Annotated in this window: 14 protein-coding genes; 10 read left to right on the top strand and 4 right to left on the bottom strand. The window is 65.4% G+C overall.

The features are described 5' to 3' along the window. Window positions 1–46 precede the first annotated feature (46 nt). The gene (locus FBZ93_RS14075) at window positions 47–1141 is read right to left on the bottom strand and encodes a citrate synthase/methylcitrate synthase (RefSeq protein ID WP_146986511.1); all 1095 of its coding nucleotides are present in this window, start codon (window positions 1139–1141) and stop codon (window positions 47–49) included. Window positions 1142–1217: 76 nt separating this feature from the next. Between FBZ93_RS14075 and FBZ93_RS14080 the strand changes: the two genes are divergently transcribed. Then, window positions 1218–2441, top strand: a complete 1224-nt coding sequence (locus tag FBZ93_RS14080; protein ID WP_146986512.1) for a citrate/2-methylcitrate synthase — start codon at window positions 1218–1220, stop codon at window positions 2439–2441. Between the two features lie 3 nt (window positions 2442–2444). Here the strand turns inward: FBZ93_RS14080 and FBZ93_RS14085 are convergent, their stop codons facing one another. Beyond that, window positions 2445–3107: a DedA family protein gene (locus FBZ93_RS14085; RefSeq protein WP_146986513.1), complete on the bottom strand. Its 663-nt coding sequence runs from the start codon at window positions 3105–3107 to the stop codon at window positions 2445–2447. 296 nt (window positions 3108–3403) lie between these two features. Between FBZ93_RS14085 and cobS the strand changes: the two genes are divergently transcribed. The 7 genes from cobS to FBZ93_RS14120 all read left to right on the top strand — a co-directional run bounded on the left by cobS (window position 3404) and on the right by FBZ93_RS14120 (window position 10989). Then, a complete protein-coding gene (gene cobS, locus FBZ93_RS14090; protein WP_371814880.1) occupies window positions 3404–4402 on the top strand; it encodes a cobaltochelatase subunit CobS in 999 nt (332 codons plus the stop codon). A gap of 3 nt (window positions 4403–4405) precedes the next feature. Then, the gene (locus FBZ93_RS14095) at window positions 4406–4816 is read left to right on the top strand and encodes a GNAT family N-acetyltransferase (protein WP_095731654.1); all 411 of its coding nucleotides are present in this window, start codon (window positions 4406–4408) and stop codon (window positions 4814–4816) included. Further along, window positions 4813–6711 (top strand): cobaltochelatase subunit CobT, encoded by a 1899-nt coding sequence (gene cobT / locus FBZ93_RS14100; protein WP_146986514.1) that lies wholly within the window; start codon window positions 4813–4815, stop codon window positions 6709–6711. The genes FBZ93_RS14095 and cobT overlap by 4 nt, the downstream gene beginning before the upstream one ends. 3 nt (window positions 6712–6714) lie before the next feature. Then, the gene (locus tag FBZ93_RS14105; protein WP_167529032.1) at window positions 6715–7806 is read left to right on the top strand and encodes an esterase-like activity of phytase family protein; all 1092 of its coding nucleotides are present in this window, start codon (window positions 6715–6717) and stop codon (window positions 7804–7806) included. 130 nt (window positions 7807–7936) lie between these two features. Further along, window positions 7937–9049 carry an NADH:flavin oxidoreductase/NADH oxidase gene (locus tag FBZ93_RS14110; protein WP_146986515.1) on the top strand — a complete coding sequence of 371 codons (1113 nt, stop codon included), beginning with the start codon at window positions 7937–7939 and terminating at the stop codon, window positions 9047–9049. A gap of 176 nt (window positions 9050–9225) precedes the next feature. Next, on the top strand, window positions 9226–10326 hold the full coding sequence (locus FBZ93_RS14115) for an LLM class flavin-dependent oxidoreductase (RefSeq protein ID WP_146986516.1): 1101 nt from the start codon (window positions 9226–9228) through the stop codon (window positions 10324–10326). Window positions 10327–10569: 243 nt separating this feature from the next. Further along, window positions 10570–10989 (top strand): hypothetical protein, encoded by a 420-nt coding sequence (locus FBZ93_RS14120; RefSeq protein ID WP_146986517.1) that lies wholly within the window; start codon window positions 10570–10572, stop codon window positions 10987–10989. A 45-nt stretch (window positions 10990–11034) separates the two neighbouring features. Here the strand turns inward: FBZ93_RS14120 and FBZ93_RS14125 are convergent, their stop codons facing one another. Beyond that, window positions 11035–12213, bottom strand: a complete 1179-nt coding sequence (locus FBZ93_RS14125) for an ABC transporter substrate-binding protein (protein WP_146986518.1) — start codon at window positions 12211–12213, stop codon at window positions 11035–11037. Between the two features lie 151 nt (window positions 12214–12364). On the opposite strand from FBZ93_RS14125, the gene FBZ93_RS14130 reads away from it, so the two are divergent. Next, on the top strand, window positions 12365–13363 hold the full coding sequence (locus FBZ93_RS14130; protein ID WP_146986519.1) for a winged helix-turn-helix domain-containing protein: 999 nt from the start codon (window positions 12365–12367) through the stop codon (window positions 13361–13363). A 48-nt stretch (window positions 13364–13411) separates the two neighbouring features. Here the strand turns inward: FBZ93_RS14130 and FBZ93_RS14135 are convergent, their stop codons facing one another. Then, window positions 13412–14032, bottom strand: coding sequence for a TetR/AcrR family transcriptional regulator (locus tag FBZ93_RS14135; RefSeq protein WP_208764009.1), 621 nt, complete (start codon window positions 14030–14032; stop codon window positions 13412–13414). Between the two features lie 52 nt (window positions 14033–14084). Between FBZ93_RS14135 and FBZ93_RS14140 the strand changes: the two genes are divergently transcribed. Continuing rightward, window positions 14085–14342 carry a hypothetical protein gene (locus FBZ93_RS14140; protein ID WP_146986520.1) on the top strand — a complete coding sequence of 86 codons (258 nt, stop codon included), beginning with the start codon at window positions 14085–14087 and terminating at the stop codon, window positions 14340–14342. Window positions 14343–14591 lie beyond the last annotated feature (249 nt).

Below are 14591 nucleotides of genomic sequence, written 5' to 3' on the forward strand. Positions count from 1 at the left end.
CGACAGCGGAGAATGTAGCTCCGCTGTCGATCTCATCGGTCAGCTCCTAGCCCTTCGGCACCGCGCCGACGTACGACGAGCTCGGCCGGATCAGCCGCCCGGTGCGGCGCTGCTCCAGCGCGTGCGCGGTCCAGCCGGCGGCGCGGGCCACGGCGAAGATCGGCGTGAACGCCTGCCGCGGGATCTCCAGCCCATCGAGCAGGATCGCGGTGAAGAACTCGACATTGGTCTCGAGCGGCCGCTCCGGATTCTTCTTCCGCAGCGCCTCGCGGATATAGGCTTCGACCTCGCCGGCAAACGGCAGGTCGGCACCACTGGCCTCCAGGCGCTCGATCGCGACCTTCAGCACGTCGGCGCGCGGATCGCGCACCCGATAGACGCGGTGGCCGAAGCCCATCAGCCGCTCGCCATGCGCCAGCGCGCCGTCCACCCAGGGCTTGATGCGCTCGCTTGTGCCGATCGCATCCAGCATCTCCAGCACCGGCTCGGGCGCCCCGCCATGCAGCGGACCGGTCAGCGCGCAATAGCCGCCGGTGATGGCCGCGAACAGGTCGGCCTGGGTCGAGGCGATCACCCGCGTGGTGAAGGTCGACGCGTTCATGCCGTGGTCGCAGACGGTGACGAGATAGGCGTCGAGCGCCGCGACCTCACGCGGCGCAGCCTTGCGGCCCAGCAGCATATGCAGCGTGTCGGCGGCGTGGCTGACATTCGGATCGGGCGCGATCGGCGCATGGCCCTTGGCTTGCTGCACCAGGGCGCCGGCGATCACGGGGAAGGCGCCGACGATGGTCGCCTCGTGTTCCAGCCCGTTCTCGCCGCGAAGGCCCGCGATCGCAGCCCGGAAGCCGTCGACAACAGACATGCCGCGCGTTGCCGGCAGCAGGTCGGCCAGCCGTGCGAAGGCGCGTTCGCGGGCGGCACCTAAGCTGGCGCGGACATTGGCTTCGCTCAGCGACTTGCCGGTGGCGCCGTTCCACAGCCGCGCGGTGACGCCCTCGAAGCTCGACTTGCCGGCGAGGTTAGCTACGTGCTCGCCGGCGATGATGAGTTCGCCGCGCGCGCCGTCGACATGGCTCAACACGGTCTCGGCGGCGGGAACGCCGTCCAGACCGATCTGGCTCTTGGTGAGAATCATGTTCATGGCCCGATCTCCTTGCTTCACCCCCTCAAGGTCGGGCCTCTCGACGAGTTGATCAATCTTGATTATATAAATCAATATGAAAAAATCCGCCGAGCTGTACCTCTCCGCCCGGGAGGCCGCCGCCGAGCTCGCGATCTCACCGGCGACCCTCTACGCCTATGTCAGCCGTGGGCTGATCCGCTCCGAGCCGTCGCCGGATTCGCGCAGCCATCGCTACCGCGCCGAAGACATCAGGGGTCTGAAGGAGCGCCGCGTGCCGTCGCCGGAGCCGCGCGGCTTCCGCAATTTCGATGCCGATTTGCCGGTGATGGATTCGGCGATCGCGACCATCACCGAGCAGGGGCCGATCTATCGCGGCGTCAACTGTGTCGATCTCTCGCAGCGCGACACGCTGGAGCACACCGCGACGCTGCTGTGGGACGTCACCGGCGTCGATCCGTTCGCGCCGGACAATTGCCCGCATGTCTCCGATGAAATGCGTGCCATTGCCGAGGCCGCGCGGCGCGCCCAGCCGATCGATCGCACGGTCGCGGTGCTGGCGCTGGCGGCAAGCGCCGATCCCGGCGCCTTCACCCGCGCGCCCGATGGCCGCGCGATGGTCGGCGGGCGCATCTTGCGGCTGCTGGTCGCGACCATGCTGAACGCTGTGCCGTCGGCCGAGCCGCTGCACGAGCAGGTGGCGCGGGTCTGGACGCCCGACAACAAGCACGCGCCCGATTTGATTCGTCGCGCGCTGGTGCTGCTCGCCGATCACGAATTGAATGCGTCCACCTTCACCGCGCGCTGCGCGGCGTCGACCGGCCTCAATCTGTACGATGCCGTGATTGCGGGGCTCGTCGCGTTGAAAGGCCCGATGCATGGCGGCGCCGGCGTGCTCGCCTCGCGCCTCGTCAAGACGATGATCGACAATGACGTCGCGCCCGTGGTCCGCGAGCGGGTTGCGCTCGGCGAGCGCTTCGCCGGCTTCGGTCACGGCGTCTACAAGAAGGGCGATCCGCGCGCGATCTCATTGCTCGAGGCGCTGACGCGGGCCGGCGCGCCGCGCAAATTCACCAGGGAGGTGCCGGAGCGGATCGCGGAAGCCACCGGCGAATTCGTCAACATCGATTACGCGCTGGCGGTACTGGTGCATGCGCTGCGGATGCCCGCAGGGAGCGAGCTCGCGCTGTTCGCGATGGCTCGCAGCGTCGGCTGGATCGCGCATGCCAGCGAGCAGCTTCAGCTCGGCAAGCTGATCAGGCCCCGCGCGCGCTATGTCGGCCCGGCACCCGGGCGGGCGGGCACGACCAATAGCATCTAGGTCTTATTCGGCCGGCTTGGACGGTTCGATCATGCCGCCGCCATGGCGGCGGCGGATGGTCCAGATCGCCAGCGCCAGAATGACCGCGCCGCCCGCCACCGCGAACATCCATAGATGCTTGCCGACATGTTGATGATGCGGCAGGCCGGCATAGTCGTGCAGTGCGGTGACGGCGAGCACGCCGGGCAGCACATGCGCCGGCGCCCAGAGCAGGATGGCGGGGATGTTGACCGCGTAGAAGCGCGTCGGCGGCATGTCGAGCGCGCCGGCGGTGATCGGCACGAAGGCGCGAATCGGCGGCACGAAGCGGGCGAAGAACACCGCGAGCACGCCCCAGCGGTTGAAGAAGGCTTCGCTCTGCGCGACCACGCGCGGGTAGTTGGAGAGCGGCCAGGCCGAGAGGATCTCGCGCTGGCTGCGATAGCCGATCATGAAGGCCGTACCGTCCCCGAGCATCGCGCCGCAAGCCGCCGCGGCGAGCACCGGCCACAGCTTCAATTCGCCGCCAGGGACCAGTGCGCTCAGCGCCAGAATGATCGTCGAGCCCGGCACCAGCGAGCCGACCACCGGAACGGCTTCCAGCAGGGCAGCCAGAAACAGCGTCAGGTAAGCGAGCCAGGCATGGGCCGAAACGAATGCGATCAAAGGGTCAAGGAATGAAGTCACAGAATCCCTGGGTGGCGATGAAACAGGTCCGAGAGCTAACAACTCCGCGCCGGGCTGAAAAGTGCCCGGCCCGGACAAGGCCGCCGTGGCGCTGCGGCGAAAGTACGGCGGGATTTGCAGAGCAGCCTTCCAAAAACCGAGTTTCGCGCCTATCTTTATGATACAACGACGGAACTTTGATTTGCCCGTGGGCTTCTGCCGGCCGATGCTCTCTGCTAGGCTTGTGCGTAGCACCCCATCCGCAGCCAAATGACCTTAAATCTGGTTTCGGGAATGCCCGGGACCTCGGAGGATGAATGACGACCGCCGTCCAGACCAAAGAGCAAGAACCCGTCGGCATGCCCGACATGAAGGTTTCGGTTCGGCAGGTCTTCGGGATCGATAGCGATCTGGAAGTTCCCGCCTATTCCGAAGTCGATCCGCATGTGCCGGAAGTCGACAGCGACTATCGCTTCGACCGCGCCACCACGCTCGCGATCCTCGCCGGCTTTGCCAAGAACCGCCGCGTGATGGTCACCGGCTATCACGGCACCGGCAAGTCGACTCACATCGAGCAGGTTGCGGCCCGCCTCAACTGGCCCTGCGTACGCGTCAACCTCGACAGCCACATCAGCCGTATCGATCTCGTCGGCAAGGACGCCATCGTGGTCAAGGAAGGCAAGCAGGTCACCGAATTCCGTGACGGCATCCTGCCCTGGGCGCTGCAGCACAACATCGCGCTGGTGTTCGACGAATACGATGCCGGCCGCCCGGACGTGATGTTCGTGATCCAGCGCGTGCTGGAAGTCTCCGGCCGCCTGACGCTGCTCGACCAGAACAAGGTGATCAAGCCGCATCCGGCGTTCCGCCTGTTCTCGACCGCCAACACGGTCGGCCTCGGCGATACTTCGGGCCTCTATCACGGCACCCAGCAGATCAACCAGGGCCAGATGGACCGCTGGTCGATCGTCACCACGCTGAACTACCTCGCCCATGACGAGGAAGTCGAGATCGTGTTGGCCAAGGCGCGCCACTACCGCACGCAGGAAGGCCGCGACATCGTCAACAAGATGGTGCGCCTTGCGGATCTCACCCGCAACGCGTTCGCCAATGGCGACCTGTCGACGGTGATGAGCCCGCGCACGGTGATCACCTGGGCCGAGAACTCGGACATCTTCAACGACATCGGCTTCGCGTTCCGCGTCACCTTCCTCAACAAGTGTGACGAGCTGGAGCGGCCGCTGGTCGCCGAGTTCTACCAGCGCTGCTTCAATGTCGAGTTGCCGGAATCCTCGGTCAACGTGGCGCTCAGCTAATCCATGCCGAAAATCTCCGTCGAGCGCACAGTCACACAGACGAAGAAGGCGGTGCTCGGCGGATTGCTCCGCTACAACAACGAGAAGATGGGGAAGCAGAAGTACAAGCGCTTCGCCATCTCGCTGCGGCAAGGCGACGAGATCGTCGGCGGCATCGTCGGCGAGGTCTGGACTGCGGTGTTGTTCATCCAGCTGTTCTGGATGGAGCAGAAGTTTCGCAACAAGGGTTTTGGCGCGAAGCTGATCAAGGCGATCGAAGACGAGGCGCGGCGCTTCGGAGCCACGCAATCCTATCTGGATACGATGAGCTTCCAGGCGCCGGGCTTCTACCGCGCCAACGGATATAAAGAGTTCGGTTCGATTGAGGGGTATCCCGGCGGCGTCACGCGCCACTGGTTTACGAAATCGCTATGACAGCCTCCAATATCAAATTCCGTCCCGGATCGAAGGAAGCGCCGACCGAGCCGTTCAAGCGCTCGGTGTCGGCGTGCCTGAAGGCGATCGCCAAGAAGCCGGAGCTCGAGATCTCTTTCGCCGCCGAGCGGCCCGGGCTTGCGCCCGGCAAGGCGCGGCTGCCGGAGCCGGCGCGCAAGATGACCAAGCGCGATGCGGCGATCGTGCGCGGCCACGCCGATTCGATCGCGCTCAAGATCGCCTGTCACGATCCCAAGGTGCATCGCAAGCTGATGCCGGGCAATCCGCAGGCCCGCGGCGTGTTCGAGGCGGTCGAGCAGGCGCGCGTCGAGGCGATCGGCTCGCGGCGGATGGCCGGCGTTGCGAAGAACCTCACCGCGATGCTCGACGATCATTTCCACCGCGGCAAGTATGACGAGATCACCGACCGCGCCGACGCGCCGCTGTCGGATGCGCTGGCGATGCTGGTGCGCGAGCGTCTCACCGGCATGGCGCCGCCCGCGGCCGCCAAGAAGATGGTCGATCTCTGGCGTCCGACGCTGGAGGACAAGATCGGCTCGCGGCTCGACCAGCTCAGCCGTTTCACCGAGGACCAGGCGAGGTTCGGCGACCTCGTCCATGATCTCTTGTCGGCGCTCGATCTCGGCGACGACCGCAACATGGATTCCGACGACGACGAGGATCAGGACGAGAACCAGGACGGCGAGAGCGATCAGTCCGGCGCCGAAGGCTCGCCCGATTCCGACGCCGCGCAGGAGATGAGCGCCGATCAGGCCCAGACCACCGCGGACGAGATGAGCGAAAGCGCGATGGAGAGCGCGCAGGCCTCCACGTCAGACACGTTCGACGACGGCGAGCTCGGCGACGACGAGACGCCGGGCGAGGCGACGCGGCCGAATTCGCGCGGTCAGAACGAACCGCGCGGCCCGGAATATCATGCCTTTGCGCCGAAATTCGACGAGGTGATCGCGGCTGAAGACCTCTGCGACCACGACGAGCTCGAGCGGCTGCGCTCCTATCTCGACAAGCAGCTCGCGCATCTGCAGGGCATCGTGGCGCGGCTCGCCAACCGTCTGCAGCGCCGCCTGATGGCGCAGCAGAACCGCGCCTGGGATTTCGATCTCGAGGAAGGCATCCTCGATCCGGCGCGGCTGTCGCGCGTCGTCACCGATCCCTATCATCCGCTGTCCTTCATGCACGAGAAGGAGGCGACCTTCCGCGACACCGTGGTGACGTTGCTGCTGGATAACTCCGGCTCGATGCGCGGCCGTCCGATCACGGTCGCCGCCACCTGCGCCGACATCCTGGCGCGCACGCTGGAGCGTTGCGGCGTCAAGGTCGAGATCCTCGGCTTCACCACCCGCGCCTGGAAGGGCGGGCAGTCGCGCGAGGCGTGGCTTGCCGCCGGCAAGCCGGCCAATCCCGGACGTCTCAACGATCTCAGGCACATCATCTACAAGTCGGCCGATGCGCCGTGGCGTCGCGCGCGGAAAAATCTCGGCCTGATGATGCGCGAGGGTCTCCTGAAGGAGAACATCGACGGCGAGGCGCTCGACTGGGCGCACAAGCGTCTGCTTGCGCGTCCCGAGCAGCGCCGCATCCTGATGATGATCTCGGACGGCGCGCCGGTCGACGACTCCACGCTGTCGGTCAATCCCGGCAACTATCTCGAGCGGCACCTGCGCCACATCATCGAGGAGATCGAGACCCGCTCGCCGGTCGAGCTGATCGCGATCGGCATCGGTCATGACGTGACGCGCTACTATCGCCGTGCCGTCACCATCGTGGATGCCGAAGAGCTTGGCGGTGCCATCACCGAAAAGCTCGCCGAGCTGTTCAGCGAGACCCACGGCTCGGCGCCCGCACCGGGCACCCGGCGCCGCCTCCACTCGTGAGACATGCGCTCACCCCTTAGCCGCCGCCATTTCCTGAGAGATGTGGCGGCGGGGCTGTCGGCCGCAGCGTTACCGCGTCTCGCGCAGGCGGAAGGCGCGAGCCAGCCGGCGCTGACGCCGGGACCGCCCGGCAGGCCGGGCCGTCACCGGGTCGATGAACCCGTCGCGGTCGAGGTCAACGCACGGTCGCTGCCGTCGTTCGACATCCGTGATCGTGCAAAGGTGCGGTTCGGCGCGCTGGAATATCGCAGCGGTCTCATTCTGACCTCGTCGTTCTCCGGTTTCGGTGGCCTCTCGGCGCTCAGGCTCGACGCCAGGGGCGAACGCTTCATCGCGGTCAGCGACCAGGGCACCTGGTTCACCGGCCGCATCGTCTATCGCGGCCGCGACATGATCGGGCTCGACGATGTCGAGGCGGCGCCGCTGCTCGGGGCCGACGGCCGGCCGATTACCGCGACCCGTGGCTGGTATGATTCTGAATCGCTCGCGCTCGACGGCTCGATAGCCTATGTCGGGCTCGAGCGGGTCAACCAGGTGCTGCGCTACGATTTCGCCAAGGGCTTCACCCGCGCGCGCGGCGAGGTGGTGCCGCTGCCGCCGGCGGCGCGCAAGCTGCCCATCAACAAGGGGCTCGAGGCATTGGTCTTCGTGCCCAATCTATCCAAGGGACAGGCGCTGGCCGGCACGCTGATTGCGATGTCGGAACGCGGGCTCGATGCGAGCGGCAATTTGATCGCCTTCCTGGTTGGCGGCAAGACGCCGGGTCAGTTCAGTGTCCGCCGCACCGAGAATTTCGACATCAGCGACGCGGTGCTGCTGCCGTCGGGCGATCTGTTGATCCTGGAGCGGAAATTCTCCTGGCTCGGCGGCGTCGGCATCCGCATCCGCCGCCTCGCGCTGTTCGACATCGCGCCCGGCGCCGTCGTCGACGGCCCGGCGATCTTCAATGCCGATCTCGGCAACGAGATCGACAATATGGAAGGCATCGACGCCCATGTCACCGCGGAGGGCGAGACCGTGCTGACAATGATCTCCGACGACAATTTCTCCCTGATCCAGCGCAATCTGCTGCTGCAATTCACGCTGGTGGAGTGAGGTGCCGCCAAGGGGCACCGTTAGAGCATTGCTGATCTGCTTCCGGCCTGCGGGCATTCCGGACGGTTGGTGATCGCCCGGGCTGCCTCTATCTTCATGTGGCCTTGTCCCCGATCCCGGATATCCCCGCATGAGCACCCTGTTTTCGCCGATCGAACTGCGCAGCCTCAAACTCTCCAATCGCATCATGGTCTCGCCGATGTGCCAGTACTCGGCCGTCGACGGCTCGGCCACCGACTGGCACTTCACTCACATCAACATGCTGGCGCTGTCGGGTGCTGCGATGTTCTGCATCGAGGCCACCCATGTCGAGGATATCGGGCGGATCACACCGGGCTGCCTCGGCCTCTACAGCGATGCCAATGAGGCGGCGCTGAAGCCGATCCTGGCCTCGGTGCGCAAGCATTCCAAGGCGGCGGTCGCGATGCAGCTCGCCCATGCCGGCCGCAAGGCGTCGAGCCAGCGTCCGTGGGAGGGCGGGCAGCTGATCCCGATTGCCGATGGCGGCTGGCAGACCGTTGGGCCTTCGGCGGTGCCGCACAAGGAAAGCGAGGCCGCGCCGGTGGCGCTCGACGACGCCGGCCTGAAGCGCATCCGCGAGGCCTTTGTCGCGTCGGCGAAACGCGCCGACCGGCTCGGCATCGACGCGCTCGAGCTGCACGGCGCGCACGGTTATCTGCTGCACCAGTTCCTGTCGCCGATCGCCAACAAGCGCACCGACCGCTATGGCGGTTCGCTCGAGAACCGCATGCGCTTCCCGCTGGAAGTGTTTGATGCGGTGCGCGCCGTATTTCCGGATCACAAGCCGATCGGCATGCGGGTGTCGGCGACCGACTGGGTCGAGGGTGCCTGGGACCTTGCGCAGACAGTTGAATTTGCCAAGGAGCTGAAGAAGCGCGGCGTCGACTGGATGGACGTCTCCTCCGGAGGCGTGTCGCCGCTGCAGAAGATCCCGCTTGCGCCGGGCTATCAGGTCCCGGCGGCGCAGGCGGTGAGGGAGGCGACCGGCGTCACCACGATGGCGGTCGGCCTGATCACCGAAGCGAAGCAGGCGGAGGAGATCGTCGCGTCCGGGAAGGCCGACATGGTCGCGCTCGCCCGCGGCATGCTCTACGACCCGCGCTGGGGCTGGCACGCCGCCGCCGAGCTCGGCGGCGAGGTGAGCGCGCCGCCGCAATATTGGCGCTCGCAGCCCTCGACCCAGAAGGCGCTGTTCGGCAAGACCACGTTCGGCGCGCGGTAGAACCTTTGCCCGGATGGAGTGAGGCGAAATCCGAGAGTATCTCGGGTGAGCCACCATCCCGGATTGCGCTTCGCTCCATCCGGGCTACGTCGATCAGCCATTGTTCTGCCGCTGCCAGGGCAGCTACTCTCCGAGTGCGTGCGGAAGACACGCATCGAAACAAAGAGAGGAAACCCATGGAACTCGGATACTTCGCGATGCCGTCGCATCCGCCGGAGTGCGGACTGAAAGAGGGCCACGACTGGGACCTGCAGGTGCTGCGCTGGCTGGACGAGCTCGGCTATCAGGAAGCCTGGATCGGCGAGCATCACACCGCGCCCTGGGAGCCGCATCCGTCGCCCGATCTGTTGGTGGCGCAGGCGCTGCTGCAGACCAAGAACATCCGCATCGGGCCCGGCGGCTTCCTGCTGCCGTACCATCATCCGGCCGAGCTCGCCAACCGCGTCGCGATGCTCGATCACATCTCGAACGGACGCCTGAACTTCGGCGTTGCCGCCTCGGGTCTGCCGAGCGACTGGGCGATGTTCAACGTCGACGGCATGTCCGGCCAGAACCGCGACATGACCCGCGAGGCGCTCGAGATCATCCTGAAGATGTGGACCGAGCCGGCGCCGTGGACCCACAAAGGCAAGTTCTGGACAGTGAGCAAGCCGGACACGATGTTCGACTTTCTCAAGCCCCACATCAAGCCTCAGCAAGCGCCGCATCCGCCGATCGGTGTCGCGGGATTGTCGAAGAACTCGGACACGCTGAAGCTTGCCGGCGAGCGTGGCTTCATTCCGATGAGCCTCAATCTCAATCCGGCCTATGTCGGCAGCCATTGGGACTCGGTCGAGGCCGGCGCCGCCAAGACCGGCCGCAAGCCGAGCCGCAAGGACTGGCGGATGGTGCGCGAGGTCTTCGTCGCCGATACCGACGCGGAGGCCTGGAAGCTCTCGACCGGCGACATGATGGGCCGGATGATGGGCGAGTATTTCCTGCCGCTGCTCGGCCATTTCGGTTTCAAGGATTATCTGAAAGCGTCGCCCGACGTGCCGGACAGCGACGTCACTGTCGAATATTGCGCCCGCAACAACTGGATCGTCGGCTCGCCTGCGACGGTCACCGAGAAGATCGAGAAGATCTATCAGGAGGTCGGCGGCTTCGGCGTGCTCCTGGTGTTCGGCTTCGACTACAAGCACAAGCCCGAGGCCTGGCACAATTCGCTGCGGCTCTTGAAGCAGGAAGTGCTGCCGCGGCTGAAGCATCTCGACGCCTCGGTCGGCCGCGCGGCGTAAGCGGATGAGATCACGCGGGGCAGCGGCAACGCTGCCCCGCGTTTCACGTCGTGACCCCGCCGGAAGCAGCCGCCGGATCGATCGCTACCTTGGATCGATCAATCATCATTCCATGCCGCGATAGGTGTGAACCGGCGCACCAAAGCGTCACGAGGTCGCGGCCATTTGAGACGTGGCGACTTTCGCGACGTGTCGAAAAGGCCTAGCTTGATTGGCGGCGCAATTCATTGATGAGGCATAGCGATGCGCAGCCGCGTCAGAAAATTTGCCCATGTCCTGGAGCGCTTCGGCCTTGCCCTGGCGGGCGCCGCAAGCGGCCTGTTCGTCGCCATCCATGTCGGCTCGAGCGTGTCGGCGCTGACCTCGCAGGCGTTCCTGCTGATCATGATGCTGGGCGGCGCGATCGGCTTCTATCTCGGCATCGACACGCCGCCAAAGCTCTTCCACCCGAAGGAGGCCGCCTCGACGCGCAAGATCGACGCGGCGGAGCTGCTCAGCGCGATCGGCACCTTCCTCGCGACCATGGTGGCGTTCTTCTCGGTCGGCGTCGTGGTGCTGCGCAGCGAGCCCGATATCGCCTGGACCGCGGCGATCATGGCGGGCTGGGTGCTTGGCGTCGCCATGCAGATCGTCGCCGGCACGATCGCCCGCACCCGGGTCTGACGCGGCGGAGCGGAGCGAGGCCAGGCCGGCTTCGCTCCGCCTGGCTTATTTATTTGCGATCTTGCTGGGGTCCTTGACCGCCTTGAAGGTCTCGTGCTCGACGGCGTACAGCTCGCCGCCGACCTTCTCGACCTTGCGGATGTAGATGTCGTGGATGACGTCGCGCGTCATTGGGTCGATCGACATCGGGCCACGCGGGCTTTCCCAGGCCATGCCCTTCATGGCTTCGATCAGAGCGTCACCATTGGTCTTGCCGCCGGTCGCTTTCAACGCCGCGTAGATCAGATGCATGCCGTCATAGGCGCTGACACTGATGAAGTTCGGGCGGACGTTGGCATTGGCCTTGCGGAACGCTGCGACATAGTCGCGGTTCAGGTCGGAGGGATGCGCCGCGGAGTAGAACCCCGCCGTGATCGTGCCGATCATGGCATCGCTCATCCCCGGCAGGTCCTCGTCGTCGGCGAGGTCGCCGGGGCCGATCAGCTTGATCCCGCTCTTGTCCAACCCGCGCTCGACAAATTGCTTGGCCAGGATACCGGCCTGGCTTGTCGGGACGAAAATGAACAGCGTATCGGGATTGCCGTCCCGCGCACGCTGCAGGAACGGCGCGAAGTCGGGATTGGCCAGCGGCACTTTCAGCGCTTCGACGACCGATCCGCCCGCCGCGGTGAAGCTCGCCGAAAATACCCCGGCGGCTTCACGCCCGGGTGCCCAGTCGGACGCGATGATGGTGGCCCGCTTCGATCCGTTCTTGGCCGCCCAGTCCGCCAACACGCTGGCCTGCTGCGCATGCGTCCAGCTGGTGCGCACGAAATAGGGCGACCTTTCGGTCACGATCGACGTGCCCGATATCATGACGACGGTTGCCGTCTTGCTCTCGGTGACCAGCGGTGCGAGCGCTAGCACGCTCGGCGTCAGCCCGCCGCCGAGGATCTCGGCCTTGTCGTTGACGATCAGCTCCTGCGCAATGCGCTTGGCGTTATCAGGTACGCTGGCATCGTCGCGGACGATCAGTTCGATCTTGCGGCCGGCGATCATGTCGCCGTGCTGCGCCATGTAGAGCCGCGCCCCGGCGACCGCCTGCTTGCCAACCGGCCCCAGCACGCCGGTCAACGGCATCACCAGCCCGACCTTGACGACGTCCTGCGCCCGGGCGGGTGCCGGTTGCACCGCCGCGAGCGCCAGCACAGTCCCGACCAACACCGCAAGCGGCGTCCTCGACATGGTCAACCTCCGGCGTGCCCGGAAATGATGCCGGGCCAGTCCGCGACTATCGGCTTCGCCGCAGGGAAGTCCTGATCAACAAGTGACAGAACGGCGAAATTCCTGCTAAATTTCCCGGATTGGTGCCGTCTGTGGGCATGGAGTGATCTCTATGGACCCGGCGACTGATTCCATTTTGATTTTTGATTCATTTGTGTTCGATCCCGCCCGCGGCGTCGTTCGCGTGGATGGCGTCGAGCTTGATCTCAGGCCGAAATCATTCGCGGTGCTCGCCTGTCTCGTCGGCAACGCCGGGCGGTTGGTATCCAAGCAGGATCTGCACGCGGCAGTCTGGGGCAACGTCGCCGTCTCGGACGATTCGCTGGTACAGTGTATCCGCGAGCTGCGCCTGAAGTTGCGAGATGGCGAGCACCGCATCATCAAGACGGTGTCGCGCCGGGGATACCGGCTCGATGCCGAGCCCGTTCTGCCTTCGCACGACCATGAACCGAGCAACGTCCCGCGTCCGGCGTCAACTTCCCGGAGCCTCGCGGCACGTCCCGCCGCGCTTCCCCGATGGTGGCTGGCCGGTGGCCTGTCGGTGATCGCCTTCGCGACTTTGGCCACCGCTCCGCTGATTGCCGATGGCATGCGGCATCCTCTGGCGGAGTTGGTGAATTGGCTTGCGCCTGGGGATCACGGCATCGTGCCAGATCAGGATGTCGAGCGGATCGCCTCACTGGCCGTCGAGAAGCAACTGCCGCTTCCCGCCTTTCGCATTCGCGCGCCGGCAGACGACGTGCCGGACAATGTCCGCCGCTTTCTCGGTGTGTGGGCGAGTGACGAGGGATGGATCAACTCGCACCGCCAATTCATGATGATCGTCACCAGTGTCGACCGCGAAGGTGTTGCGACCGGCTATCTCGTGAACGGACCGGCGATGCCGCATAGCCGTACACCCGGACCCGGCTTCTCCGGCGGTTTTACCGGGCAAGTCTCGGACGGTATCCTGCGATATGACGGCAATGCGGGAGTGCATTCCGCTTCCATCACCGGGGACGGACGGATCGAGTTCAAGCTCGTCTTTCGTGAAGGAGGGACAGGTGTCGTGTTCCTCGAACCGCTCTGGACTCTCGCCCGTCCAGGCCGCGTCGCACACAATCAGACTTGATCCCCGTTCGCGATGCTGGTCGCCACGCAGATCGTTGCCCGGGCTTGGCTACGCGCCGCGCGTGACGCCCAATCCGGCGAGGTGCGTGTCGACGAACTGCGCGAGCCGCTCGCGCAGCTGCTCCGGCGGGACCGCGACCATGCGCTCCTCGAGGCCGAGCGAGATGATGCCGTGGACCGCGGAGAACATCATCCGCGACAGCAGCGCGACGTCGTCAGGATCGCGATCGGGCAGCAGCCGCAGCAGCGGCGCATGCATCAGCGCGAACGCATCCATCACCATCGCGAGGATATCTTCCGGAAACGGCCGGTCGTCCTCCATCCGGTGCTCGAACAGTGAGCGCAGCAGATTGGCATGCTCGGTGGCGAAGCCGAGATAAGCGTCCGCGAGCCCGTGCAGCTGGCGCAGGGGATCGTCTGATGGAACCGCCTTGAGCCGCGCGGTCAGAGCCTGAACGGTCTCCCGGTTTACGGTCAGGATCAGGCCGTCGAAGTCGCCGAACTCGTTATAGACGCTGCCGATGGAGCAGCCGGCGGCCTCGGCGACATCGCGAACCTTCAATGATCTCAATCCTTTAGTGGCGATATACCGACGCGCGATCTCGATCAGCAAAGCGCGCCGCTGAAGTTTTTTCCGGTCTCGTCGCGATTCTTCTTGAACAATGTTCATTTTCGAGCTACTTATTTGAGCGTTGCTCAAGTTGGCATAGGAGGCCACTCACATGCAGACCCTAGCACTTCAATTGACCACCACCTTCGTCGATGACGCGATCGAGCTCGTGAAGGGCTTTGGCCGCACCATCCTGTCCCTGGCGATGGCGCCGATCGAGCGGATCGCCCGCGCCTGCGACGTCGCAGGCGTCCTGGAGCAGCGGCGCGCCGATCGGCGCGCCAAGCGCCCGGCGGCACAGCGTGGCGGCCGCTGCAAGTCACGCAACTGCCGATGGTCACCGTTCCGCGGCCTGAGTGAACTGACCTGAAGCGCTCACCCCGCAATTGTCGCCGAAACCTCAACAAAGCGCTCACCATGTCCTCGCGAGCCGATCTCGAGATCGATCAACCCCAGGTCTGGATAAGGTCTCGTACATCTCTGGCGGGCAATGTCCCCGCGGCCCGGCACTTGCGGATGTGCGCCGGTTCGAACCGATACGTTGCGGAAAAGACTAAAGGCTGCGGGATATCAGTCATTTTCACCACGCCCCCCATTCTCTGCCCCACGAATTCGCAGA

Origin of the sequence: Bradyrhizobium macuxiense (assembly GCF_007993935.1) — a bacterium.
Taxonomy (GTDB): domain Bacteria; phylum Pseudomonadota; class Alphaproteobacteria; order Rhizobiales; family Xanthobacteraceae; genus Bradyrhizobium; species Bradyrhizobium macuxiense_A.